Origin of the sequence: Vibrio sp. 05-20-BW147 (genome assembly GCF_013369385.1) — a bacterium.
GTDB lineage: Bacteria > Pseudomonadota > Gammaproteobacteria > Enterobacterales > Vibrionaceae > Vibrio > Vibrio floridensis.
On sequence record NZ_SZTO01000014.1, the window covers coordinates 68721 to 92982 of the forward strand.

Annotated in this window: 23 protein-coding genes; 11 read left to right on the forward strand and 12 right to left on the reverse strand. The window is 45.9% G+C overall.

All coding sequences use genetic code 11. From position 1 onward, the window contains the following. Positions 1 to 139: 139 nt before the first annotated feature. Genes FC652_RS13880 through FC652_RS13890 form a run of 3 tightly spaced genes read left to right on the forward strand, consistent with a single transcriptional unit; the run spans position 140 to position 2508 of the window. Entirely contained in the window at positions 140 to 883 is a 744-nt protein-coding gene (locus FC652_RS13880; RefSeq protein ID WP_176299061.1) for a 5-oxoprolinase subunit PxpA, read from the forward strand. Between the two features lie 9 nt (positions 884 to 892). Beyond that, on the forward strand, positions 893 to 1576 hold the full coding sequence (locus FC652_RS13885; RefSeq protein WP_176299062.1) for an allophanate hydrolase subunit 1: 684 nt from the start codon (positions 893 to 895) through the stop codon (positions 1574 to 1576). Then, positions 1573 to 2508: a biotin-dependent carboxyltransferase family protein gene (locus tag FC652_RS13890; protein ID WP_176299063.1), complete on the forward strand. Its 936-nt coding sequence runs from the start codon at positions 1573 to 1575 to the stop codon at positions 2506 to 2508. Before FC652_RS13885 ends, FC652_RS13890 begins: the two co-directional genes overlap by 4 nt. 90 nt (positions 2509 to 2598) lie before the next feature. On the opposite strand, the gene FC652_RS13895 is transcribed toward FC652_RS13890, so the two are convergent. The 3 genes from FC652_RS13895 to FC652_RS13905 all read right to left on the reverse strand — a co-directional run bounded on the left by FC652_RS13895 (position 2599) and on the right by FC652_RS13905 (position 7501). After that, positions 2599 to 4056 carry an FAD-dependent oxidoreductase gene (locus FC652_RS13895; protein WP_176299064.1) on the reverse strand — a complete coding sequence of 486 codons (1458 nt, stop codon included), beginning with the start codon at positions 4054 to 4056 and terminating at the stop codon, positions 2599 to 2601. A gap of 318 nt (positions 4057 to 4374) precedes the next feature. Continuing rightward, a complete protein-coding gene (locus FC652_RS13900) occupies positions 4375 to 6822 on the reverse strand; it encodes an ABC transporter permease (RefSeq protein ID WP_176299065.1) in 2448 nt (815 codons plus the stop codon). Between the two features lies 1 nt (position 6823). Next, on the reverse strand, positions 6824 to 7501 hold the full coding sequence (locus tag FC652_RS13905) for an ABC transporter ATP-binding protein (RefSeq protein WP_176299066.1): 678 nt from the start codon (positions 7499 to 7501) through the stop codon (positions 6824 to 6826). Between FC652_RS13905 and tesA the strand changes: the two genes are divergently transcribed. From tesA to FC652_RS13930, 5 genes are all read left to right on the forward strand, one after another. Beyond that, the gene (gene tesA, locus FC652_RS13910; RefSeq protein ID WP_176299067.1) at positions 7500 to 8102 is read left to right on the forward strand and encodes a multifunctional acyl-CoA thioesterase I/protease I/lysophospholipase L1; all 603 of its coding nucleotides are present in this window, start codon (positions 7500 to 7502) and stop codon (positions 8100 to 8102) included. The two genes, FC652_RS13905 and tesA, sit on opposite strands and share 2 nt — an antisense overlap. 78 nt (positions 8103 to 8180) lie before the next feature. Then, on the forward strand, positions 8181 to 9383 hold the full coding sequence (gene fabV, locus FC652_RS13915; protein ID WP_176299068.1) for an enoyl-ACP reductase FabV: 1203 nt from the start codon (positions 8181 to 8183) through the stop codon (positions 9381 to 9383). A gap of 173 nt (positions 9384 to 9556) precedes the next feature. Further along, complete coding sequence (locus FC652_RS13920; RefSeq protein ID WP_176299069.1) at positions 9557 to 11473, forward strand: EAL domain-containing protein; 1917 nt, start codon at positions 9557 to 9559, stop codon at positions 11471 to 11473. Positions 11474 to 11549: 76 nt separating this feature from the next. After that, entirely contained in the window at positions 11550 to 13205 is a 1656-nt protein-coding gene (locus tag FC652_RS13925) for an ABC-ATPase domain-containing protein (protein ID WP_176299070.1), read from the forward strand. 84 nt (positions 13206 to 13289) lie between these two features. Then, positions 13290 to 13829, forward strand: coding sequence for a GNAT family N-acetyltransferase (locus FC652_RS13930; RefSeq protein ID WP_176299071.1), 540 nt, complete (start codon positions 13290 to 13292; stop codon positions 13827 to 13829). Between the two features lie 48 nt (positions 13830 to 13877). On the opposite strand, the gene FC652_RS13935 is transcribed toward FC652_RS13930, so the two are convergent. Beyond that, the gene (locus tag FC652_RS13935; RefSeq protein ID WP_011081231.1) at positions 13878 to 14492 is read right to left on the reverse strand and encodes a DNA-J related domain-containing protein; all 615 of its coding nucleotides are present in this window, start codon (positions 14490 to 14492) and stop codon (positions 13878 to 13880) included. Between the two features lie 159 nt (positions 14493 to 14651). Then, on the reverse strand, positions 14652 to 15491 hold the full coding sequence (locus FC652_RS13940; RefSeq protein ID WP_154185529.1) for an isopenicillin N synthase family oxygenase: 840 nt from the start codon (positions 15489 to 15491) through the stop codon (positions 14652 to 14654). Positions 15492 to 15791: 300 nt separating this feature from the next. Between FC652_RS13940 and FC652_RS13945 the strand changes: the two genes are divergently transcribed. Continuing rightward, on the forward strand, positions 15792 to 16388 hold the full coding sequence (locus tag FC652_RS13945) for a DUF2238 domain-containing protein (RefSeq protein WP_026050845.1): 597 nt from the start codon (positions 15792 to 15794) through the stop codon (positions 16386 to 16388). Here FC652_RS13945 and cutA read toward each other — a convergent pair. Together cutA and FC652_RS13955 are read right to left on the reverse strand one after the other, a co-directional pair. After that, positions 16344 to 16685 carry a divalent-cation tolerance protein CutA gene (cutA, locus tag FC652_RS13950; protein ID WP_011152092.1) on the reverse strand — a complete coding sequence of 114 codons (342 nt, stop codon included), beginning with the start codon at positions 16683 to 16685 and terminating at the stop codon, positions 16344 to 16346. The genes FC652_RS13945 and cutA overlap by 45 nt on opposite strands. Beyond that, the gene (locus tag FC652_RS13955) at positions 16678 to 17592 is read right to left on the reverse strand and encodes a LysR family transcriptional regulator (RefSeq protein ID WP_176299072.1); all 915 of its coding nucleotides are present in this window, start codon (positions 17590 to 17592) and stop codon (positions 16678 to 16680) included. The genes cutA and FC652_RS13955 overlap by 8 nt, the downstream gene beginning before the upstream one ends. Positions 17593 to 17809: 217 nt before the next feature. Here FC652_RS13955 and FC652_RS13960 point away from each other — a divergent pair, with 217 nt between their 5' ends. Further along, positions 17810 to 19444: an alpha-glucosidase gene (locus tag FC652_RS13960; protein ID WP_176299073.1), complete on the forward strand. Its 1635-nt coding sequence runs from the start codon at positions 17810 to 17812 to the stop codon at positions 19442 to 19444. 55 nt (positions 19445 to 19499) lie between these two features. Here FC652_RS13960 and FC652_RS13965 read toward each other — a convergent pair whose 3' ends face one another. The 4 genes from FC652_RS13965 to FC652_RS13980 all read right to left on the reverse strand — a co-directional run bounded on the left by FC652_RS13965 (position 19500) and on the right by FC652_RS13980 (position 22188). Continuing rightward, positions 19500 to 19751: a hypothetical protein gene (locus tag FC652_RS13965; protein WP_017790901.1), complete on the reverse strand. Its 252-nt coding sequence runs from the start codon at positions 19749 to 19751 to the stop codon at positions 19500 to 19502. Then, positions 19751 to 21442 carry an SgrR family transcriptional regulator gene (locus tag FC652_RS13970; protein ID WP_176299074.1) on the reverse strand — a complete coding sequence of 564 codons (1692 nt, stop codon included), beginning with the start codon at positions 21440 to 21442 and terminating at the stop codon, positions 19751 to 19753. The genes FC652_RS13965 and FC652_RS13970 overlap by 1 nt, the downstream gene beginning before the upstream one ends. 73 nt (positions 21443 to 21515) lie before the next feature. After that, a complete protein-coding gene (locus tag FC652_RS13975; RefSeq protein WP_011081223.1) occupies positions 21516 to 21752 on the reverse strand; it encodes a DUF3389 domain-containing protein in 237 nt (78 codons plus the stop codon). Position 21753: 1 nt separating this feature from the next. Beyond that, positions 21754 to 22188 (reverse strand): hotdog fold thioesterase, encoded by a 435-nt coding sequence (locus tag FC652_RS13980; protein ID WP_176299075.1) that lies wholly within the window; start codon positions 22186 to 22188, stop codon positions 21754 to 21756. Positions 22189 to 22243: 55 nt separating this feature from the next. Here FC652_RS13980 and FC652_RS13985 point away from each other — a divergent pair, with 55 nt between their 5' ends. Further along, positions 22244 to 23047 carry a M48 family metallopeptidase gene (locus tag FC652_RS13985; protein WP_176299076.1) on the forward strand — a complete coding sequence of 268 codons (804 nt, stop codon included), beginning with the start codon at positions 22244 to 22246 and terminating at the stop codon, positions 23045 to 23047. 72 nt (positions 23048 to 23119) lie between these two features. Here FC652_RS13985 and FC652_RS13990 read toward each other — a convergent pair whose 3' ends face one another. Beyond that, positions 23120 to 24202, reverse strand: coding sequence for a site-2 protease family protein (locus FC652_RS13990; protein WP_176299077.1), 1083 nt, complete (start codon positions 24200 to 24202; stop codon positions 23120 to 23122). Between the last annotated feature and the right edge of the window lie 60 nt (positions 24203 to 24262).

Consider the following 24262-nt stretch of genomic DNA (forward strand, 5'->3'; position numbering starts at 1 on the left):
TCGTTATAGATTATGGCGAATATCCCCTACTTTCATCCATCATCGTGGTGGCTTAAGTAAAGGATGAGGCTGATCACTGTCATACCGAGTGTTTTCAGCCAACTTAGGTAAGTTACTAGCAAGGATGGTTTAAAGAATAGTGAATAAACAAAGAGTGACTCTAAATTGCGACATGGGCGAAAGCTTTGGCAATTGGAAGATGGGATCCGACGAAATGGTGATGCCTTGGATTGACATGGCAAACATTGCTTGCGGCTTTCACGCATCAGATCCTTCCGTTATGTCTAAAACCGTGGCATTGGCAAAGCATTACAATGTCGAAGTGGGGGCGCATCCTGGCTATCAAGATCTTGTGGGCTTTGGTCGTCGTAGCCTCCCTCATACGCCTGCACAAGTAACGGAATTAGTGCTCTATCAAGTCGGTGCTTTAAAAGCGTTTTGTCAATATCGTGACGTTAAACTCCACTACGTAAAACCTCATGGTGCGCTTTACAATGACATGATGGACAGTGAAGAAACCTTTCGAGCTATATGCGAGGCGGTGTCTGTATTTGGTATTCCATTGATGATTTTGGCAACGTCAGACAATCAGCGTTATCTTGACATCGCCGACATCTATGATGTCCCACTACTGTTTGAAGCATTTGCCGATCGCCAGTACGACGATGATGGCAAACTGACGCCTCGCTCTTTACCTAACGCTGTGTTTCACCAAGCTGATGATATTTATAATCAGGCTCTGCAAATTGCGTCCTATGGCTGTGTCAATACTCGTAATGGTGGTCGGCTAGCGATTGAAGCCGATACTATCAGTGTGCACGGTGACAACCCTGAGTCCATCGCACTTGTTCAACGAATTAGCCAAGCTATCTCTCGGCTTTAAGGAGTCACTTTGCCACATCATAGGTTTACTATTACCCCTGTTGCTGAATGTGCACTTATGATTCACTTTGATGAAAACTTCATAGAAGCTGACATTGGCAAATATGCTGGGGCTATCGGCCTTCATCTGCAAAGCTCAGTAATGAACGTCGTCCCAGCCTATCACACCATACTGGTGGAATATCTTCCCTTTCGATTGAATGAAGCCGCTATCGTTAGGCAACTTCATGCGTTGTTGACAGAGCAAGTGAAAATGGAATTAGAAACAAAGCCGATCCGCCACCTGATCCCTGTTTACTATGCAGCTGAAACCGCTCTTGATCTCGTGAGATTTCAAGAAAATGGAATTGATCTCGAACAGCTGATTGACTTGCACTCTCAAACTGACTATGAAGTCTCTGCTGTGGGATTTACTCCCGGTTTCGCGTTTCTTTCTGGTGTTGATAGCCGTTTGTCGCTCCCAAGACTGGCTTCACCAAGGGTAAAAGTTCCCAAAGGAAGTGTCGCTATTGCAGAGACGAAAACCGCAATCTATCCGAGTGATAGCCCCGGAGGATGGAATATCATAGGCCGAACGCCAAGTGAAGTTTATCAACCCAATCAGCAGCCTATTACCCTCTTCTCCATCGGTGACATTGTCACCTTTAAGCCAATTGCAAAAGATGAATTTCTGCATTTAGGAGGCACTCTATGAGCCAAGGATCCCTTCGAGTGATTAAGGCTGGCCCACTAAGTTTAGTGCAGGATTTCGGACGCTTTGGGTTAGCTCATGTTGGTATTACACAAGGCGGTCCGGTAGACGATTATGCATACAGTTGGTCAAACTATTTGCTGGAAAACCCCGTCAATCTTACATCAATTGAGATCACATTGGGCCAAACGGTGTTCGAAGTATTGGCTGATTGCCATCTTTCCATTTGTGGCGGAGACTTAACGGCTTGCCTTAATGGTGCCTCGTTAAACAACTGGAGTGACTTCGTTGCCAAGCAAGGCGACATTTTATCGTTTGGTTTACCGAGAAATGGTCTTAGGGCTTATTTATCCGTTAAAGGGGGCTTCGATGTTCCTTTGCATCTTGGCAGCAGCAGTGCCGTGAGTCGAGATCATTTGGGCGGATTGAGTCAAGATGGTTCAGTGCTACAAGCGAACGACATGCTCTTCTTCACCTCGCATCCTCTACCCAAGAGCAAACCGCGCGCGCTGACGTTCCGCTTTAAACCAGATTACAACCTTCCTTTGAAACTTCGAGTGATCGAGGGATTTCAAGCGCAGGATTTTGATCCTAACGAACGCGAGCGTCTATACCAAACCCGTTTTGAAGTCGATACAAACTCCAACCGTATGGGCTATCGGCTGAACCAAGGTAAAATCATTCCTCCATACAGTGGCATTTTGTCAGAAGGCATTACACTAGGGGCAATTCAGGTCCCCCCAAGTGGACATCCTATTGTTCTACTTAACGATCGGCAGACCATTGGTGGGTATCCCAAAATCGGTTGTGTTGCGCGAATCGACATACCGCGCCTTGCACAAGCTAAACCGGGTCAAGAAGTGCGTTTTGTGAAAGGAGATCGCGAAGGATTGCAAGATGTGTGGTGTCAGTGGGCAAGATTTTTCGGTTATTAGTTTATGTGCGTCAACCATCGCTTAGGTCTAAGGCATCACTAATATCGTTGTTTCGACAACGAAAAATAACTTACCCACTTCTCTTCTTTTTTATTTGTGAGAGGCTGATTTGCGAAACAAAGCCTCTCCCGTTGTCTTAGCCAACGCAATGGGATAGTCACGCATTTCTGCCAACATAATCGCTCTCTGTTCCACTTCATCCGCACTTAATGATTGTGTCACTGGGTGCTGCGCTTCGATGTCATTTGAAATAGGCAGCTCGAACCAGTGTTCAAGGGTTTTCTGAGCGGCTTGCAGAGCGGAAGAGGCTTTGACAATTTCAATGCACGCATAATTGTTAGTTGAAAACGCAACATCTGCCGCACGCAATGTGACGTCATTGCCTGGAATTTGCTGAGCACCGAACAGGGCTTTACCCGCTGCGTGAGCAGCGTGAAAGTCGGGGATAAACTGCGCCATGTGCTCGATTGCTCCTTGGGTTCTCGCGTTCAATACATCCTCATCCCAACCTTGTTGAATCTTTTTCATGTACTGCAATGGCAAACGAGGCTGTGAAGATTGATGATTACTACTTACCAATCCATCTTCAAATAAGGTGATCTCTTGAGTCATACCGTGCAGTTGGAAAATGCCATCAGCGTAAGGGGTTAATTGTGCCATACCCTGAGGTGTGCCACGTGGGCCGTGAAAAATGACTTCCGGCCACTCTTCGGAACATTGCGCCCAACGGGTGACGTAGGCCGCTTTAAACTCAACGAGTCGTTGTGTTTGCACACCTACACGGTCGTCAACGGTTCCCGTTTCGAACCCGCAAGCATTCACCAAGTAATCAGCGAAAATTGGCGATTCCTGTTCTGATACATTAAGTGACCATTGTCTGCCATCCCAACTAGCACTTTGTAATTCGGTATTGCAAAGCACTTTTGTTGAGGGAAATTGCTCCAAAGCCAAGCTGGCAATCGCAGAAAGCCTGAAAACGCTCCAACCAAACTCTTGAACCATCACCACTGGATACTTTAATTGATTTAAATTGGCATGGCGAGCAAATGGAATGACCCATTCATCCATTGTAGAGGGATGAGTAGGTTGAACTCGCTGGGCAAGTAACTCAAGGTCAGCTTGAGTATACAACTTGTAATAATGGTCAGGGTGCCCGAGCACTTGATTTCTGGGTTCTTGTTCGACTAGGGCTTTGTAAGTTTTAGCAATGGCCTCGAGACGCGTCAACAAATCCTCTGGCTGCCCTTCATCTGTCTTTGGTATCGCAATGACGGTAGGACGAATGTTGATGCTACTTGGGAACAAGCGAACACTGTCTATAGATTGTTTGAGCAGCTCGATACACTGCTCTGTCGAAATCTCTCTATATAAGTTTCCACCAGCGTGCAGATGGCAAATGGGAGGGCCGTTCACCAGTGACGGGCCTTTTTCAAGCAAGGTCACTTTAAAACCGAGCTCAGAAAAGTGTATTGCGGCAGTTGCTCCTGCAACACCACCACCAACGACAGCAATGTGTACACCATCGACACGTGAGTTTAACTTATTCATTTTTCAACTATCACTATGAATTCTGACGTCAGATTCTACCCGTGTTCAAGCGTTAATAAAATCACAAATTCCCTGCGGTTACTGGCACTTGACGGCTTTTTATTCGTTTTAGCTCAATTCAAACGCATGCTATAAATTTATCAAAAAAAGCTTGACGAGATTATGTCGACAACACGCTTTTGCTTAAATGTGAATAACCCAAATGCGCTAACTCAAGTGGTTCAATGACTCTGCTGGATTTGCACTATTTTGGCCGTTTACTTATCCCAAAAGTTATCCACTGATTTTGTGGATAACTGGGACAAAAGCCATATCAACCTAGGAATATGCATTGTTGACAGGTGTCAATAACTTCTTGATTAAACTTGCAACAACGCCAAAGAGCGTGATGAGAGCAACGGTTGGTAACATAAGCCATAGTTGCGGGTGCCACTGTGTCGTCAGCTCAAAACCAAATCGCATCACACCGGCAACAGCGAGCTCTGCGCCAAAAGTAGCGACAATGCTCGCAATGAATGCCATTAGGCCAAATTCGGCCCAAATGGTTTGCGTGACACGCTTTTTAGACGCACCTAAGGTTCGATATAGGCGAATCTCTTGTTGCCTTTGCGATAAGCTCAGTCGAAGTAGCGTAAAGATGAGCATTAGGCCTGCTATTACGCCGAGCACGGCAAGAATTGAAATAGACCAAACGATTTGCTCGATCAAGCTTTGTATCTTGGTCGCCATGGTACGGATATCTAACACAGTGACGGTGGGATGTGCACGCGACAACTGGTTCAATACACTCACCTGCTGCTCTTCAATTCGATAACTCACCAAATACGAACCAGGCATGGATGCCATCACATCGTTAGAAAATATAAAATAGAAATTGGGTTTCATGTCGCGCCACTCTACTTTGCGAATGGTGTTCACCGTCGCTTTGAAGGTTTGGCTACTGATAACAAAAGTGAGTTCGTCACCAATTTTTATCCCCATTTCGTTTGCCACTTCAGACTCGACCGATACAGCAAGCTTAGGGACCCATGAGCCTTCGATAACTTGGTTATAACTCGGTAGTTGATCAGACCACGTCAAATTGAGCTCTCGGCTCACTGCATCACTGCGATCGCGCCCTTCATTGTCTTTGGATTCGTTGACATCAACGCCATTTATTTCCGTGAAACGTCCACGGATGATTGGAAACGCATCTGAACGAGGAATTTGGCTCTGATCTAACGACGCCAGATATGCCTCTTTTTCGTAGTCTGCAATGTTCAAAGCAAACACATTGGGCGCGTCTGCAGGTAGTGTTCTTTGCCAATCGAGCAGCAAATCCGTTCGTACTAACCAAATGATCGCCAATAACATCAGGGACAATGCCAAAGCCCCTAATTGCAAACCACTGCTCAATGCTGAGCGATTGATTCGGCTCAAGGCGAGTTTAACGGGGGTGGTGAGTGGAAAACGTGTCAATAGACGACTCAATCCCAAACCGATGAGTGCGAGTACAAGAAAGAGTGTCACCATCGAAACCAGCACCACCCAAACCATCACATTGTTGTAGTAGTTAACCAGCATAGGAACAATAGGAACAAACACTAACGTGAGGCTACGCCAGTTCCGACTTATTGTGTCATCGTTATCTTGCATTACACTCACGGCTGATGTTCTGAGCAATGCGGAGAGTGGAATGCCAAGCGCAGGTATCGCGATACATAATGCTGTTGCCAACGAAACGATAAAAGGCTCCACGCCAAAACTCGGCAACGGATCTGGCAGCAAATCTTTCAGTGGAACTCTTAATAATTGTTCTAAACCTAAACCAATGACGATGCCAATGACTGAAGCGATAACGAAGAGAATCGTCAGTTGAATCGCCAACCAACGTACAATCCAAGCTCGTCGCGCACCAATACTTTTAAGCATCGCGATGGTTTGCTTACGCGTGACAACGTAATTTTGACAAGTTAAAACCAGGGTTGTTGCGGCCATAATGATGACGATCGCTACCGTCAGTGACAAATACTGACTGGTGCGCTCAAACACCTCGCTGCTTCTGTCTGCATTTTCTTGATCTCGCCAACGATCACTCGGTGTGAGGTTCACACTGTCTTTAATGGGTTGTAAATGGCTCTTTTCTCCCGTCAGATAAAGACGGTACTGTACTCGACTACCAATTTGAACTGCGCCTGTTTTTTCAACATCCTCTAGATGGATGTAAACAGCGGGCATTTGCTGAAATGGGTTAAAGCTTAGTCCTGGCTCGGATTCGATAAAACCGGTAACAGAAAAATTTGCATCACCAATTGTGACATTGTCACCTAAATTAACGTCAAGACGCTCTTTCACTCGAGCATCAAGCCATAACTCTCCGGGCGCCACTCTCGTTTCAATGCCACTACTGCCCGCTAAGCGCAGTTCACCCAGCAGCGGATAATTGGACTCCACCGCTTTCACCGTCACTAATTGCATTTCGTTTTCGCTAAACGCCATGGTCGCAAAACGCGTCATTCGTGATGTGTTAACCGCTTCGCCTTGCGCCGCCACTGCGGACTGCAACGTCGGCGGCAAAGGATTGGCTGAAACAAACACGGTATCGGCGGTTAAGGCATCTTTCCCTTGTTTTACAATCACCTGCTCCATGCGAGTTGCCAACGCTGATAATGCGAACACAGACGAGATGATCAAAACCAGTGCCACACTAATCGGCCATAAGTTCCCGTGTCGGATTTCCTCTAAACTCCATTGTGTCAAACGACGATTAAGTGTCATTTTCCCCATCTTATTCCACCCCAACCAGTTGTCCGGCGTTCATCTTGAATATTTTTTGGCAACGATGAGCAAGCTTGGTGTCATGTGTAACCAAAACAAGGGTGGTTCCATGCTGTTGATTGAGTTCAAACAGCAGTTCGATAATTTTCTCGGCCGTGTTTTGATCAAGATTTCCTGTGGGTTCGTCTGCAAATAGAATCTTAGGTTGGGTCATAAACGCACGTGCAAGGGCAACGCGTTGCTGCTCGCCACCAGAGAGTTGACTAGGCAAATGATGGACCCGTGACGCAAGGCCGACTGATTCAAGTAGTGTTTTTGCTCGCTCAATGTCCTCTTCTTGCCCTTTCAATAGACAAGGCAATGTGACGTTTTGCAACGCGGTTAGACTGGGGATCAACAAAAAGCTTTGGAAGACAAAACCGATATGCTCACTTCTTATTGCTGCTCGTTCTTCATCATCAAGCTTCGATAGTGGCTTACCAAGTAAATAAACCTCGCCAGTCGATGCGACATCGAGCCCCGCTAACAACGTCATTAAAGTCGATTTACCAGCGCCCGACGTGCCAACGATCGCGACACTTTCTCCCTCTTCTATCACAAGATTTACATTTTTTAGGATTGTTAACTGCTCGTTATTAGTAGAGACTTGTTTACCAACAGATTCGGCTTTGATTACTGGAGATTGCATGGTCAGATTTATTTCCTTCGTTATTATTTTCTTCCTTTCTGGCGTGACTCACGCAGCTGAGAAAGTGTTGATTCTGGGTGACAGCCTGAGTGCAGGATACAACATGTCGGCAGAACAGGCTTGGCCAAATTTGTTACCAGAGGCATTGAACATATACGGAAAAAACGTCGAAGTGATCAATGCCAGTATTTCTGGTGATACCACAGGCAATGGCCTCGCAAGATTGCCAGAGCTACTAAAAACGCATTCTCCCGATTGGGTTCTGATTGAGCTGGGCGCCAACGATGGCTTGCGTGGTTTCCCGCATAAAGTGATCTCCTCAAACCTCTCACGCATCATACAGATGAGTAAAAGTTCGCAAGCGAAAGTCGCGTTAATGCAAATCCGTGTTCCACCCAATTACGGTAAGCGTTATACCGACGCCTTTGTTGAACTCTACCCAACACTGGCTGAGCATCATCAAGTCCCGTTGCTGCCCTTTTTCTTAGAACAAGTGATCGTGAAACCAGAATGGATGATGCAAGACGGTCTTCACCCTACCGCTGATGCACAGCCTTGGATCGCTCAGTTTGTTGCGGAAACGTTTTCCAAACATCTCTGATTTTAATGGTCTAGCTCAAATCATTTTACGTTTCTTTACGTTAGCCTAATGCAATTCTCCCCTAGTCAGGAATACTGCATGCGTATAGAACCGATTATTCAAGGCGTTGTTGCTCGTTCTGCTCATCCTTATGGTTGCGAAGCGGCAATAAAAAAACAGATAGCATTCGTAAAAAATGCACCACAGATTTCACAAGGACCTAAACGTGTTCTGATTCTTGGTGCGTCTTCTGGTTTTGGCCTTGCCGCTCGGATAGCCCTCACTTTTGGTGGCGCACAGGCAGACACCATCGGTGTCTCATTTGAACGAGGCCCTTCTGAAAAAGGATCTGGCAGTGCGGGTTGGTACAACAACATCTTTTTTAGGCAGCAAGCAGAAAAAGAAGGTCGTATTGCGATCAACATTGTCGGAGATGCGTTTTCAGCAGAGACGCGTGCACAAGTCATTGAAGCGATTGAAACCTACTTTGAGGGTGAAGTTGATTTAGTTATCTACAGCCTTGCCACTGGTGTTCGCCCGATTCCAAATCGACCGGGTGAATTTTGGCGCAGTGTGATAAAACCCTATGGTCAAACAGTCACTGGCGCTTCTATTGATTTGGAGCTTGAGCAGTGGGTAGAAACAACCTTAGATCCTGCCACGGAAGATGAAGCGTTGAATACCATCAAAGTGATGGGGGGCGAAGACTGGGAAAGTTGGATTGATACCTTGATCAACGCAGAATCCATTGCAGAGGGTTGCCAAACCATCGCGTTTTCCTATGTCGGACCAGAAACGACTCATTCAATTTATCGTGATGGTACTTTGGGTCGAGCAAAGATTGATCTTCACCAAACCAGTCATTCTCTGAATCTCAAACTCGCCAATTTTAATGGCGGTGCTTATGCGACGGTGTGTAAGGCACTGGTGACTAAGGCAAGTGTTTTCATCCCCGCACTTTCACCTTACCTACTTGCGCTCTATCGTGTGATGAAAGAAGAAAAGTGTCATGAAGGCTGTATCGAACAGATGCAACGTTTGTTTAGCACTCGCCTTTATGGGCAAGACCACGTTTCGGTCGACGGCGAGCGTTTAATTCGAATGGATGACTGGGAAATGTCCCCAGCCATTCAACAAAAAGTAAACGCGATTCTAGAGCAAATGAACGCGGAAAACTTCAAAGAAGTCGGTGATTATCAAGGCTTCAGAAATGAGTTTATGCAACTCAATGGGTTTGACATTCAAGGGGTAGACTATGCACAACCCGTTGACTTAATGAACATTCTAAAATTAGAGCCATAGAATAGAACGTCTCACACGTGAGAATGCGTTCTCTTTTGCTAAGTCCCGAGTTTTTTCGGGACTTATTTTTTTGGGTAACACACTTGAGAGCCCCTATACTAATAGGGCTGCTGCTTTTCATAACTATTGTCACTCATTAGTACGTTGCTCACAAAAACAAGGACGTTTGCCCCATGGCAAAATACAGAACACTGGACTATCAGATTCCAGAGGCAATGCAAGAAAGTTGGCAACGCATTGTCAATTTGCTAGCGCAAATCGCAGATGTACCTTCTGCTCTGGTTATGCGTTTAACAACGGAACACATCGAAGTTTTTTCGTCTAGCCAAAGTGCATCGAGCCCTTATCACCAGGGAGATAGGGAGATTCTAGGACACGGTTTATATTGTGAAACTGTGATTGCAGAAAATGTCGAGCTTTTGGTGCCTAATGCACTTATTGATCCAGTATGGGATCATAATCCTGATATCAAGCTAGGCATGATTTCGTACTGTGGTTTACCACTCCGTTGGCCGAATGGCGAAGTATTTGGCACGATTTGTATGCTTGATGACAAAGAAAACCACTTTAGCCACACTTATCGCGAGTTGCTGGCAGGTTTTCAAACCTCCATTGAAGCGCAGCTCGCGGTGGTCTATCAACACCAAAAGCTACTTCGACTTAACGAACAGTTAAGAGTTCGCGTAGACAAGAGAACCACTAATCTCGCTAGGTTGAGCTTCAGCTTGAATCAAGAAATCGATCGTCGAAAAGCGGCTGAGCAGCAAGCGCATTATCAAAAACACCACGATCACGGCACAGGATTTTTGAATCGTAGTGCGCTCGAAGAGCATTTGCAGGGTTTGTTAGATACTAGGCAAGCAGATAGTACAAGTCTCGTGGTGATACACATAGGCTTTACTAATGCGCGCTCGATCCAGACCAAATACGGGTTTGCGCTACTAGATGATTTGCTGAAAATATATCGTAATCAAATTGGTGTCATTGAAGACGCCGATTCTATTACTGGGCGACCTAGCTCCCATGACCTAGTGATTGCAATTCAAGCTGAGAATATCACTGAAATTTTGGACAGCCTGTTAAATCGCATTATCAATGCCGGAAAACGAGGTTTTAAAGTGGGTGATAGCGAAGCTCATCTTCATGCTTTTATCGGCGTTTCAGTGGCAGATGTACACACAGAGAGCGCGCAGCAGTTACTAAGACACGCCAATCAAGCCATGGTGCTGTGTAAAGATTCTGGTCAGCAGTACGCGTATTTTTCTGCAACGCACGCCGATGCTCTGTTGCATCATAATCAAATTGAAAGTTATCTACTTCAAGCGGTGAGAAACGACGACCTCACCCTCTATTTTCAACCTAAGGTGTGTCCTCAATCTCATAAGTGGATTGGTGCGGAAGCCTTGTTACGTTGGAGCCACCCCGTTTTGGGGGACATTTCCAATGAAGCCCTGATTCATATGGCTGAGCAGAATGGGCTGATCTTTGAGGTGGGTGCGTTTGTGTTGCGCTCTGCTATTGAAAAAGCCAAAGAGTGGTCGGAAATCGTAGAGCATTTTCGCGTGGCGGTTAACGTTAGTGCGATTCAGCTAAAAAATCCGCTTTTTGCTGATCAAGTCCAAGAACTGCTTGTCGCGTACCAGTTACCTGCTCGATATCTTGAACTGGAAGTGACAGAAAGCAGTTTAATCAGTGATGAAGTGATTGCTAGAGCAACGCTTGAAAGATTACATGATCTTGGTGTGACACTGTCACTTGATGACTTTGGTACAGGCTATTCTTCTTTTAGTTACCTGAAAAAATACCCTTTTGATGCGATTAAAATAGACAAAAGTTTTGTTCAACACATTGATAACTCAGAAGAAGATAAAGAAATTATCCGTTCCATCATTCACGTTGCAAAGAAACTCGACTTAGAAGTGGTGATGGAAGGTATTGAGTCCGATCTTCAGGAAGCATTTTTAATTCGTGAAGGATGTGATATCGGTCAAGGCTTCCTCTATGGTAAACCCATGCCCTGTAGCGAGTTTTTGCAGGGGCTCTACAATCAGAACTTCTTAGGCTCTAGCCGTATCGCTTATCATATCTAAGTGATTGTTTGGTACTAGACTCTTGGTCCGGCGATTCCTATAATCGCCGCTTTCTGTTTCTAAAAGGCCGTTTGTTATGGACCAGTTGATTGCAAAACTTAAAAAGCTAGAAAAGCAAAATTATCGCGCTTATCAGCAAATCAAGGGGCAATACGATTTCACCGATTTTGATCTGTATATTGATCATATTCAATCTGACCCTTTTGCATCTGCTTCACGTTTCCGCGCTTTTCGTGCTTGGTCCTTAACTGGGCTTTCTTGGTTAAAAGAGGAGTCTGCGGCGTTCCAACTTGGCGCAAGAGATTTCATTGCACGTAGCTTCGCCGAATTCGCCAAGCAAGAAAATGCCATTGCCATTTCTTTGCATGGACAAACCGTTTTAGACAGCACTTCTGTATTATTTACGGAAGAAGGGATTGAACTGCGTTTTCGAGTCAACCTACCCGCTGAAGGCCGTGACATTCTGGCAAAGAAAGCGATTAATATCATTACCTTCCACTTACCGAAGTTTATCCGTCGTTCCACGATCGAACGTGAACTTGATAAAGAAGCACTATTGACGCACTGTCAGGTTGTGGAAGACCAAGAGGCATTGCGCGAACAGCTTGAGGTCAATGGCCTGGTTTCGTTTGTTGCCAACGGCAGCATCTTGCCTCGAGTGGCTGGTAACTGCGATCTACCAATGAAAGATGCTGTCGAGTTCACCGCACCAGAATCACTGCAAGTCACGTTACATGCACCAAATCGTGGCCATGTCACTGGCTTAGGGATTCCGAAAGGGATCACTTTGATTGTCGGTGGTGGTTTTCATGGCAAATCTACCCTGCTAAATGCCATTGAACGTTCGATTTACAATCACATTCCTGGTGATGGCCGTGAATACATTGTCACCGATGGTTCAGCAATGAAAATTCGTGCTGAGGAAGGTCGCTGCGTTCATCATTTGAATCTTTCCAACTACATTAATCATTTGCCAATGGGCAAAGATACTGCGGACTTCACCACGCAAGATGCATCAGGTTCCACCTCTCAGGCAGCGTGGTTACAAGAATCTGTCGAAGCGGGCGCTTCAACGCTATTGATTGATGAAGATACGTCAGCCACAAACTTCATGATTCGCGACGAGCGCATGCAAGCTCTTGTGGCAAAGGGTGACGAGCCAATTACACCGCTGGTGGACCGTATCGGTCAATTGCGCGATGAACTGGCGATCTCCACCATCATCGTGATGGGTGGGTCTGGTGATTATCTGGATGTTGCTGATAACGTTATCCAAATGCACGACTATCAGGCATTAGATGTGACAGAGAAAGCGAAAGAGGTGATTCAGTTGCACCCTACTCAACGTCACAACGAATCTGAGGCACCTTTGGTGACATTCCCTCCTCGCGCACTCCATTGTTCTGCGTTGATGAACATTCTAACGGATGGAAAGTTCCGTGTATCGGCGAAAGGTAAAGACAGCCTTCGCTTTGGTAAAGAGTTTACAGACCTTTCTGCACTTGAGCAGTTAGAATCGAGCGATGAAGTCAACGCGATCGGTTGGGTTTGGTATCAGCTTGCCCAACACGCTGGATGGAACTCAAACCCAGCTAAACAGATCAACGAATTATTGGGCGATGCTTGGTTCCAAAATATGCCTCAGCATGGCGATCTCGCCAAACCACGTCCAATTGATGTGATGGCAGCGTTAAATCGCATGCGAAAGTCACAGTTTCGTAACAACCATTAACGGATAACGTGTGTCCATAAAAAGCGCAGTTTATACTGCGCTTTTTCTTTAGTTATTCTTAACTATCTGTGAGATGGGCCATCTGTGACATTTACCATTACAACCGAACGATTGATTCTGCGTGATTTCACGCCTAACGATGTTGAAGCGTATTTTCAACAGTGCCAAGACCCAAAATACCAACGTTTTTATTCCGATGAAGATTGCTCAGCAGAGAAATGTGCATTCTTAGTGAACTTATTCTATGAGCAAGCACAGCAATCTCCTCGGCAAGCCTTCCATCTTGCTGTCACAGATCGCTTTACCGGCGAGTACATGGGCATTGCAGGACTGAGACTGGAAAATGATCAACAAGCCTCAAGTGGTTGCGGTTTAAAACGCACTTTTCATCACAGTGGTTTAGCGGTAGAAGCGATGTCTGCCCTACTCGATTTCGCTTTTAACCAACTGAATGTCCATCGGGTTTACGCCGAAACCATTGCGAAAAATCGCCCAGCAATTAAGTTATGCCGTCAACTTGGCATGACACAGGAAGCGGAGTTCATAGAAAACCGCTTCTTTAAAGAGACTTGGTGGAACACGGTGGTATTGGCAGTTCGAAGATCGCAGTGGTCACCCAAATAACTCAAAGATAACCAATAGACGTGATTGGCTCCGAGTGGCTAATGGGTGTCAGTGGCGTAAAACGTTCCACGCTTCGCACAGCACGCGAAATCGCTCTGCATTGCCGTTGTCACGGTCTGGATGCCAACGCAGCGCGAGCCTTCTCCAACGCTTACGAATATCAACGGCCGTTGCGTGTGGATCGAGTTCAAATAACTGCAACGCTTTTTCTCTGTCGATGGGTTCTCCTTCATGGTGCCCAACAAAACGACGATAACGCGTCCAGAACTCGTTCAAAAGACGTTTAACTTCCCCTTCATTCGCTTCGTAATTTTGCCACTGGACGTAGTATTCTCTTAAAGGATCATCGACGTCTATGGTATGGCCAGCGCAGGCGTGACTCGACATCAAAACGATGTTCATCGCTTCGACTTGAAGCCAATGGTCTGGGTAAAGCGTTTCTTGTAACTGATAAAGCGCATTCATGATCAAAAAGTTGCGCTTAAAAAGATCTTTGTCGGGAGAAGGATCAAGTTGGTGAATCAATCCCAGCTCACCTAAATGTGAAGCGAGAGTGTGTACCTTCCAGCCACTTGGCTGCTGACGTAATACTTCTAAAATCGGCCATAACAACGGGTTTTCCATGTAGGTTTGGAAAGTGGCCGCCAAATTCGTTTGCTGCATCCTATTCGCCTATCTGAATTTGCTTGCTCCTTTTATTCAAAGTCAGGATAGCCAATTTGTCGAGTAAGATTTCATTTTGACTGTCAGTTCGTGAAGCAGTGTTGAAAAAAAGAGACAGCACATTGGCTGTCTCTCACAGTCTGTGATGTGAAATAAGGATTAAATCACACCAAGCTCTCTTAAACGCTCCATCAGATAGCTATGCGCGGTGTAGCGCTCAGAAAGAACTACGTCAGGTTTAGGATGAAGGAACAATGGCAGTGAAATGCGCGACTGCGTTTGACGTTCACCCGTAGGGTTGATTACACGGTGTGTGGTTGACGGGAAGTAACCACCTGACGCCTCTTGCAGCATGTCGCCGATGTTAATAATTAAGTTGCCAAAGTCACACGGCACGTCAATCCAGCTGCCATCTTTCGCTTTCACTTGTAGGCCTGGCTCATTTGCCGCTGGTAATACGGTCAACAAGTTGATGTCTTCATGCGCAGCCGCGCGAATAGCGCCCGGCTCTTCATCACCCGTCATTGGTGGATAGTGCAATACACGCAATAAGGTTTTGTCACTGCCATTGATCATCTCAGACAGAGCAACAGAAAATCTTTCCTGAACCTCTTTCGGTGCGTGGGCTTCAACCCAGCCTAGCAGTTCGGAAGCAAAGGCATTTGCCCGCTCATAATATTCCATAATTTCTGCTTTGAGCTGCTCGGGCATTTGACCCCAAGGATAGACGTGGAAGTATTCCTTGATGTCTTTAACGTTATGCCCTTTCGCCACTTCAGAAACCGACGGTGGGAAGTAACCATCTTGTGTTTCAACATTAAAATGGAAATCGTGCTTTTGCTCCGTTGAGAAAAACTCGTACCAGTTCTTATAAATCGATTCCACCAACTCTTTCGGAATTGGGTGATTTTTCAAGACGCCAAACCCAGTTTCGCGCAGCGATGTGACAAATTGTTCTGCTGCATCATCAGCAAGATAATCGACAGTTTCCAGTTTCATGACTTCACTTTCTTTTTGTTTTTTGAATTAGAGTCCGGATTCTAGTGGTACAAGCAAATGTAAATCAAACTTTAATGAAATGTATTGCCGCAAACGGTTAAATGTTGTGCCAACGCGCAAGCTATCAACACATTTCGTAATCGATATGCCCGCTTACTCTCTCTGATTACATCGCCCAAACCATCAGGGTGAATGGTGCGTCACACAAATTAATTGAACAATGTTCAATAAGCTGTCATCATTTGACGCGATTTACGCGAAAACTAAGGGAATAGAATCACGATGAAGAAGGAAAACTTAATGACAAAACAAAATCCTTTGCTGCTCTTGACGCTCGGCTATGCTGTCATCTTCGTTTTCTCTGCGGTATCGCCGACCTCTCACGCAGTGTGGATTGCCGAAATCATTCCAGCCGTTGCCATTCTTGCGACGATCATTTGGCTCAGTCGACGCTTTACCTTCAGTCGCACCGCTTACTTACTGATGTTTGTATGGCTTTGTCTACACACCATCGGGGCAAAATACACTTTCGCCGAAGTGCCATTTGATTGGTTCAACCAACTGATTGGCTCGGAAAGAAACAACTATGATCGCTTGGCCCACTTTTCTATCGGCCTTTACGCTTATCCCATTGCAGAGTACTTGGTGAAACAGCATAAACAGTCGTTCACTTTTGCTTCTTTGTTTGCCCTGTTCGCGATTATGAGCTTAGCCGCTGCCTATGAAATTATTGAATGGTGGTATGCAGCCCTCGCAGGTGGTGACGAAGGCATCGCTTTTCTCGGCTCTCAAGGTGATATTTGGGACGCACAGAAAGACATGCTGTGTGACACTCTCGGTGCACTTACCTCATTAATGCTTTTGCGTCTCCAAGGTGTTGGCCGCAATCCAGCTTAAATAGGGCTGAAAGCCCGCAGCAATGTCGAGTTGTACAATTTGCGGCACTTCGTAGTTGTGCAACTCACGTATCGATTCTTCCACCAGCGTATAAAGCGATTTTTTGCTTTTTATCACCAGCAGCGTTTCACTATCGTGGCAAACCTCTTCTTGCCAAACATAATGGCTAGTCATCGGTATTTCTTGAATACACGCAGCAAGTTGTTTGCTCAATAGCGCCTTAATGATCGCGTGTTTGTTCTCATCATCATTGGTGGTGGTCAACACCACACAAAAGTCATGGTTTGAATCACTCATAATGCTCTCTCAATAACTGGATAAACTGCATTGTTTTTTCATCAAGTTCGCCTTTTGCAGTATAGATTCCGACATTACCGAGTTGCTGACGATTGATCACCAACGTTTCGATTTCCCTTGCGGCCATCCATTCGCACATACGATCACTATAGGGCATGATCGCATCGCTGCACTTTAATAGGTCTAAACTTGCGAACAATGAGTCAACATCATAGATTGCTCTGTCTTCTAGCCTGGATGCTGAAAGTTCAAAGGGTGATGTCATGTGGTCAGCAAGCACTGAACGGTGACGGGCATGATCGGGCGTGACACGCAGCAGCGGATAGCCTTTCTGCTGTTCGAGGCGCTTTTCACTCTCTTTCGAGCGAATTTTCAGTAACGGATGGTCACGACGCACAAAGTAAGCCTCGTTGTCTTGAAATAATGGGATGAAATGTACCTTACAACGATCATGAAGGCCTTGAACTTCATGGCCAACAAAAAGGTCCAACTCCCCTTGAACCAGATGATGCATAAGCGACAAGTTGTTACCAAATTCGAGGTGTAGCGAGGTATTGGGAATACGCTCTTGATAGGTTTCTACGCTTTCTTTGACAAATAGCTCCCACCAAGCCTCACCCGTACCAACTTTTAGCTTACCAAAATGACGCTGCTGCATATCGGTAAAACGGTGCATCAACTGAGCGTGTTTTTCTTGCTGCTCTTGGGCATAAGATTTAAACATCCGGCCATATTCCGTCAACTCGACACCTTTGGATCGGCGATGAAATAGAGAGACGCCAATATCACTCTCGAGCTTTTTGATGGCGGCGGTCAGCGTTGGTTGGCTAATATGCAGTTTTTCCGCCGCTTGTTTGATATTCAGTTCATGAGCGACGGTTAAGAAATAACGATAGTTTTTGTTCATGGTTCATCTCTCGCACAGCACACATCATCGGAGCGCACGGCGTTAAACGGTAAAGATCACATTTCTGCTGGCTAATTTATCCTCAATTGAACTTAGCACGGCATGCGTTGCTGATGATATAAAAAAAACCTATATCAAACCAAATGTAATCTATTTTTATTGTGCACTCAGAAAGACTACATTGACACTAACAAAAAGCTTAAAGAGGTTTTAGCGAATGGAAAACAAATGGTGGCACGATGCGGTCGTCTATCAAATCTACCCGCGTAGTTTTTGCGACTCAAACAACGACGGCATCGGCGATTTAAATGGCATCATTAGCAAACTCGATTACCTGAAAACACTTGGCGTAAACGTGCTTTGGCTCTCGCCCGTGTATAAGTCGCCTATGGACGACAACGGCTACGACATTTCTGATTATCAAGATATCGCTGCGGAATTTGGCACCATGGCTGATATGCAAAACTTACTTGATCAAGCAAAAGCGCGTGATATCCGCATCGTAATGGATCTTGTCGTCAACCATACCTCAGATGAACACCCTTGGTTTGTAGAAGCACGTAAATCAAAAGACAACCCTTATCGTGACTACTATATTTGGCGTGATGCAAAACCAGATGGCAGTGTGCCCGATGGCCAAGGTTCGATTTTTGGAGGCAGTGCTTGGCAATGGGATGAAGCAACACAACAGTATTACTTCCATCTATTTTCTAAGCGACAGCCGGATCTCAATTGGGAGAATCCTAAAGTCCAGCAGGAAGTACACAAGATGATGAACTGGTGGATTGACCAAGGCATCGGTGGATTTAGGCTCGACGTTATCGACTTGATTGGCAAAGAGATCGACAAAGGTATTACTGGTAATGGTCCAAGGCTGCATCCACTATTGCAGGAAATGAACAAAGCGACGTTTGGCGACAAAGATCTGCTGACCGTTGGTGAAACATGGGGAGCAACCCCTGAAATTGCAAAATTGTATAGCGATCCTCAGCGTCATGAACTCTCCATGGTGTTCCAATTTGAGCACATCACGCTCACTTGGCAACACGGTGACAAATGGAGCCCTATTCCTCTTGATCTCAAACAATTCAAACACGTACTGACCAAGTGGCAAACCGAGTTATCGAACCAAGGTTGGAACTCGTTGTTTTGGAACAATCACGATTTACCACGCGTAGTCTCGAAATACGGTGATGACCAAAGCTATCGTGTTGAGTCAGCGAAAATGCTGGCAACGGCGTTGCATTTCCTCAAAGGCACGCCTTACATCTACCAAGGTGAAGAGATCGGTATGACCAATGTCGCGTTTGAGTCGTTAGAGCAATACAAAGACATTGAAACGCTAAACTTCTACAAAGTGAAAACAGAATCAGGGGTGTCACATCAACATATGATGGACGCGATACATGAGAACAGCCGTGACAATGCTCGCACCCCAATGCAGTGGTCCGCATCTCAGAATGGTGGCTTTAGTCTGGCGAAACCTTGGATTGAAGTGAATCCGAACTATCCAGAGATCAACGTGGAACAAGCATTGGCAGATTCAGATTCCACTTTCTATCACTACCAAAAGCTGATTGAACTGCGCAAACAGCACCCAGCGATCGTCTATGGCGATTTCACCCCACTGTTTGCAGAGCACGATAGTGTGTTTGCCTATGTCCGCTCACATCAAGATGAGCAACTGCTGGTCATCAACAACTTTAGCGATCAAGATGTTTCAATAGAGTTGCCGGATAACTTGCAAAACAAAGAAGTTAACTGTCTGATTTATAACTACGATTCGTTGGACATGCTCGGAGTGACATTGTCACTAAAACCGTATCAGTGCTACGCATTTAAACTTAGATAAAGTGATATTCGATCTAGTCAAAAAGGGAAACCATGTGGTTTCCCTTATTTTTACTCTATTTCAGCTTGGCTTTCCCACCAATAATTTTATAAGCGGGTGTGCCTCTGATGAGGCTATCACGCGCAAACTCACTATCACAGTTGGGGCAATGGCATGCTTTTTCACAGTAATTGTCGACGATACGCTCTTTAAAACATTTCACTAAAGCGCCCTTTCCTCCTTTTCGATATTTAAACAGTAAGGCGCGACATTTGCTGCAAATAATCTCAACCGTTCGTTCGGGGGCTTTTTTGTTTGGCTTGGCCATCAGTTATCTAATTCCGGTTTCACCCACACTTGGCTGAAGTCAAACCAGCCCAGCGCATTGCACTTCGCGTTTTGCAGTGCACCACTGTGATCTTTGTTAACCCCTAGCCAACAATGGAACATCGGGATAACTTGGCAACTACGCACTAACTGTCGACCGATTTCACGCGCGGGAAACTCTTCGCAGCCTCCTTCTCGCCACAGGTCTACGAGTTGACTCCAGCGAGCAAAGTCACCATCTGTACTCATCGACTCAATGTTGCTGTAATCCAATAACCAACCCGCCAGTGCGTCATCGCGATTCGTCGCAATACCCATGGCTTTGATCCAAACATCCACACACTCAGGTTCTTGCAAAGACGCATCGTATTTCACGAAATCCACATCGATGTGATAGCGCTTAAGGATGGTCTTAATGGTTTTCGCGATCACGGGAAACATCGGATGTTGAGCTTGATACGCCACTGAAATTCGTTCTAGCTCTGTCGGCGGCTCCATATTGGGTTTCGGGTAAAGATCGATCCAGCCGGGTTTGATACCAAACGCTTGCAGTAGTCCTAGTTCGATCACTTTCTCTTGCGGGACGTAGCTAAACAGCTGATAGCCGTTGAGAACGGAAGCTAAAAACTCCGCCCAGCGGGGATCTTTTGCCACGCCACTACGCTTATTAAGCAATAGAAAAGTGCAACCGGGGTCGAGTTCCACTTCATCTGATAACGAGGAAGAGTCCATGATGGGCTTGCTTAAGCTTGGGTAGACCATCGAAGAGTACGCTTCGTCAATCACCCACACTTCCACTTGGTCCAGTAGCGGACGAAAGCCAAAATAGCCGTCAAATGCGCGAAGAATTAGCCTTTTATCGTCGTTCGATTGAACCATATAGGGGCCCGTTCCGACTGGGCGAATATGGTAATCCTCACTGCGCAGCCTTTCGGGCAATAATATCTTGGCTTGAGACTCACTCAGCGCCAAAGGCAGATGAAAATCGTCTTTAAACAGGTGAATATCCACCACCCACGGACTGGGTGTGGTCACAGATTGAAGATGAGAAAAAAGGTTGAGTCTGCGCAGCTCTAGTAAGCTTTCGATCACCATGTCGGTGGTAAGCAGCTCACCATTGTGAAAGCGCACTCCCGGTCGCAGGTAAAAACGCCAGTGTTTGGCACTGCGCATTTCCCATGTATGTGCCAGATCGGGTTGCAAAACGTCGTTATCATCGAGCTTGGTTAAGCCACTAAAGATTTGCCGTGCAATGTGAATTTCCGTTCTACGCATCTGTAAATGCGGATTGAGCATAGAGAGTGGTCGGTAATAAGGTAGACGAACCACCTGTTCCCCTTCTCGGTGCTGCAAACCAAGATAGCCTTGGATCACCTGCGTGAGTTTTGCCGCGTCACTGTCTAATACTTCGAGCGCTTGGCCAATTTTCCCTTCTTCCAAATAGCGCTTGGCAAGATTTTCACTCACGTCTGCTTTGCTACGCTTAAAAATAAGCTGGGAGAGCTTGCCTCGCCCTGCAGCGGGATGCCACTCAATCCAGCCTTCTTCTTCAAGTTTGTTTAGAACAATGCGAGCGTTGCGACGGGTGCAGAACAGAATTTCAGTGATGTCTTCAAGCTGAACATCGCTGTTTTTACCGTCGAAGTGTTGGAAAAGCGTTTCAAATTGGACTCTTAGACGCGGGCTACTCATAAAATGGGAAATTTCGTCGTTGAATTCGGTAGCCCTAAGTTTCCTTATTTTTGCTTAACAGTGCAAACGATTTTCACGCATCGATTGCAATGCCTAATTGCTGCGAAATTTCAATGAGTTGAGATTCAGAATCTAACTTGATTGACCATTTGCACTCCGCACCGTTCGCCACCAAAACATTGGCGCCACGACCAATCAGTTGAACAGCATCGACCTGAGCGCTTAAAGTGACACTGTGACCACCTTGCAGCCTCACAACGACTTCATGTGGCGTGACGATGATTTTACCGTGGCTAAATTCAATCACCATATTAAACACCACGCTCTTTGTGCTGTTTAACAGCTATGGTCAAACGGCTGGTGCAAACCAATCTCTCACGTTCATCTGTAATCGTGATTTGCCACACTTGCGTTGATACACCGAGATGGATTGGCGTCGCCGTACCAATCACATAACCACTGCGCATCGGGCGAATATGGTTGGCATTAATATCAAGCCCAACGCAATAAGAACCGGCACCCACGCAAAAATTGGCCGCTAAAGAGCCGAGTGTTTCAGCAAGCACCACCGATGCGCCACCATGTAACATCCCGAGTGGTTGATGAGTAAAACTGCAAACCGGCATGGTTGCAGTCAGAGAGTTTTCGGTAAACCCGGTGTATTCGATTTGTAAGTGTTCAATAAGCGTATTTTTTGAGGTTGCGTTTAGGGTCGCTAAATCGATCGGTTTTTTCCAAATGCTCATTCTTTTGCCAGATTTCCGTTACAATTGGCGCTAGTATATACCCAAAATTATCGATATGGAGATTGTTATGTCATCGTGGTTGAAAGCTTCTGCACTCATCGCCGTTGCTGGGCTTACTGCTTGCACTTCTTCCCCTACCGGGCGTAATCAACTGCTGATGTTTTCAGACAGTGAGATGTCCACGCTCGGCGCGAACTCTTTTGAGCAGATGAAGAAAGAGATTCCGATTAGCCAAAACAAAGCGACCAATCAATATGTTCAGTGTGTTGCCAAAGCGATTACCGACACCATTCCCCCTCAACCCGGTTTCAAAGAGTGGGAAGTGGTGGTATTTGATAGTGACCAAGTGAACGCTTTTGCCCTGCCAGGGGGAAAAATTGGCGTTTATACTGGCTTGCTGAATGTCGCGGTTAACCAAGACCAATTGGCAACGGTTATTGGCCATGAAGTGGCGCACGTGCTTGCAGAACACAGCAATGAACGTCTCTCTCAAAGTCAGCTTGCCAATGCCGGATTGCAGTTGGCCAACGTCGCCATCGGTGCGTCTGAGTATAAGCAGTATCAACAAATTACCATGGCGGCATTGGGTGTTGGCGTGCAATATGGGGTAATTTTACCTTACGGCCGAACCCAAGAATCCGAAGCCGATATTGTCGGCCTAGAATACATGGCAAAAGCAGGATTCGATCCAAAACAGAGCGTGGAACTGTGGAAAAACATGGCGAAAGCCTCAGGCGGAAATCAACCGCCAGAGTTACTTTCAACCCACCCATCTCACAGTACGCGCATCAAAGATTTGCAGGATAAAGCCAGTAAATTACCCGCTTACCAAAGTAAGTCTCCGAGCTGTAAAGCTTAAAAGTAAAGAGCTCCGTGAAGGAGCTCTTTCTTATTGGCAATACGAGACTTTTTTCTAGAAGCAAGGGATTGGCTAGGAGCCAAGAATCAATAGCGGTAAACGCATCAATTCATCGCCGGTTGCCGCAAAATGCCAGATGATCGCGACAAAGCCCGCCACAGACATAAGATACCAAGCAAATGCAAAGCACTGACCATAACGCGTCAGAGGAAGAAGATGGCTATGATGTCGGCCACGCCATTCCATTACTATCTCTAACATCCCCATAATGAGCAGAAAACCAAACAGCGTTAAACCTAACGCATAGGAAAGATACACACCTGCAGCCGCGGTGAGTACGCCGCCAACTAGCCCCACCCAACTGTTCATCGAAAATGTGATGCTTTTGAGAATATGCCCACCATCTAATGGGAGTATGGGCAGTAAGTTAAATAAGTTCAATAAGGCATTAAACACCGCCAGCCCAGCAAAAAAAGCCTCGCCCGTCAGCCAATAGATCACCACCAGAAGTAAGCTGAGGATCAGACCAAAAAACGGCCCCATAATTGAAATCACCACATCCTGCCAACGGGTATTGATCTTATCGTCGCTGAGCGCCATACCGCCAAAGAACGGAATTAGGTAAAAACCTTTGGTCTGCATGCCAAAGTATTTCATTGCGCGAACATGGCCATATTCGTGAATCACTAAACAAGCAATCAATGCCAGCGCGAACTGGAATGAAAACAGCCATGAATAAGCAGCCAAACTCATTGAAGCAAGGGCAACTTTGATAATCTTGGCACTTTTAAATGCTTTCATGCCTAAAGAAATCAAGCCAATAAGACTAAAACGGCGCTCTTCTTGGCGTGGTTGCACAGGGACTTGCTGCTCGATGTCTTTTTCGTTTCTAGTACCACTGGCTGCCACTTGACCATTGACTAAACATTGGTAGTCAAACAGAAACGGTTGCCAGTCAAGCTGACCCGACAGCTCACATCTGAGCTCTTCCTCCCCAGCCATCAAGACAAACTGGTGTGAAAATTCCGAATGCTGCCCTTGCGTTGCATCGCGCTGAGAAACGAGTGTGTTGTCCCAAAAAAGCTGCTGCCAGCCCGCCATAGAACCTTCAAGTCTCAATGAGCGTCCTAGAAGTTCGATATTTAATAATTCCAACGTTAACTCGGCTATCCAAATAGACAAAGGCCCCATTATGCCTGCGCACAATTAGCGTTA

Bases quoted from the DNA above. Each gene is read 5' to 3' on its own strand.
- FC652_RS13980 (WP_176299075.1), bottom strand. From the start codon at position 22,188: ATGAGCATTTGGAAAAAACCGATCGATTTAGCGACCCTAAACGCAACC.
- FC652_RS13955 (WP_176299072.1), bottom strand. From the start codon at position 17,592: ATGAACAAAAACTATCGTTATTTCTTAACCGTCGCTCATGAACTGAAT.
- cutA (WP_011152092.1), bottom strand. From the start codon at position 16,685: ATGAGTGATTCAAACCATGACTTTTGTGTGGTGTTGACCACCACCAAT.
- FC652_RS13905 (WP_176299066.1), bottom strand. From the start codon at position 7,501: ATGCAATCTCCAGTAATCAAAGCCGAATCTGTTGGTAAACAAGTCTCT.
- FC652_RS13900 (WP_176299065.1), bottom strand. From the start codon at position 6,822: ATGGGGAAAATGACACTTAATCGTCGTTTGACACAATGGAGTTTAGAG.
- FC652_RS13960 (WP_176299073.1), top strand. From the start codon at position 17,810: ATGGAAAACAAATGGTGGCACGATGCGGTCGTCTATCAAATCTACCCG.
- FC652_RS13965 (WP_017790901.1), bottom strand. From the start codon at position 19,751: ATGGCCAAGCCAAACAAAAAAGCCCCCGAACGAACGGTTGAGATTATT.
- fabV (WP_176299068.1), top strand. From the start codon at position 8,181: ATGCGTATAGAACCGATTATTCAAGGCGTTGTTGCTCGTTCTGCTCAT.
- FC652_RS13985 (WP_176299076.1), top strand. From the start codon at position 22,244: ATGGAGATTGTTATGTCATCGTGGTTGAAAGCTTCTGCACTCATCGCC.
- FC652_RS13945 (WP_026050845.1), top strand. From the start codon at position 15,792: ATGACAAAACAAAATCCTTTGCTGCTCTTGACGCTCGGCTATGCTGTC.
- FC652_RS13890 (WP_176299063.1), top strand. From the start codon at position 1,573: ATGAGCCAAGGATCCCTTCGAGTGATTAAGGCTGGCCCACTAAGTTTA.
- FC652_RS13940 (WP_154185529.1), bottom strand. From the start codon at position 15,491: ATGAAACTGGAAACTGTCGATTATCTTGCTGATGATGCAGCAGAACAA.
- tesA (WP_176299067.1), top strand. From the start codon at position 7,500: ATGGTCAGATTTATTTCCTTCGTTATTATTTTCTTCCTTTCTGGCGTG.
- FC652_RS13970 (WP_176299074.1), bottom strand. From the start codon at position 21,442: ATGAGTAGCCCGCGTCTAAGAGTCCAATTTGAAACGCTTTTCCAACAC.
- FC652_RS13925 (WP_176299070.1), top strand. From the start codon at position 11,550: ATGGACCAGTTGATTGCAAAACTTAAAAAGCTAGAAAAGCAAAATTAT.
- FC652_RS13975 (WP_011081223.1), bottom strand. From the start codon at position 21,752: ATGGTGATTGAATTTAGCCACGGTAAAATCATCGTCACGCCACATGAA.
- FC652_RS13935 (WP_011081231.1), bottom strand. From the start codon at position 14,492: ATGCAGCAAACGAATTTGGCGGCCACTTTCCAAACCTACATGGAAAAC.
- FC652_RS13920 (WP_176299069.1), top strand. From the start codon at position 9,557: ATGGCAAAATACAGAACACTGGACTATCAGATTCCAGAGGCAATGCAA.
- FC652_RS13895 (WP_176299064.1), bottom strand. From the start codon at position 4,056: ATGAATAAGTTAAACTCACGTGTCGATGGTGTACACATTGCTGTCGTT.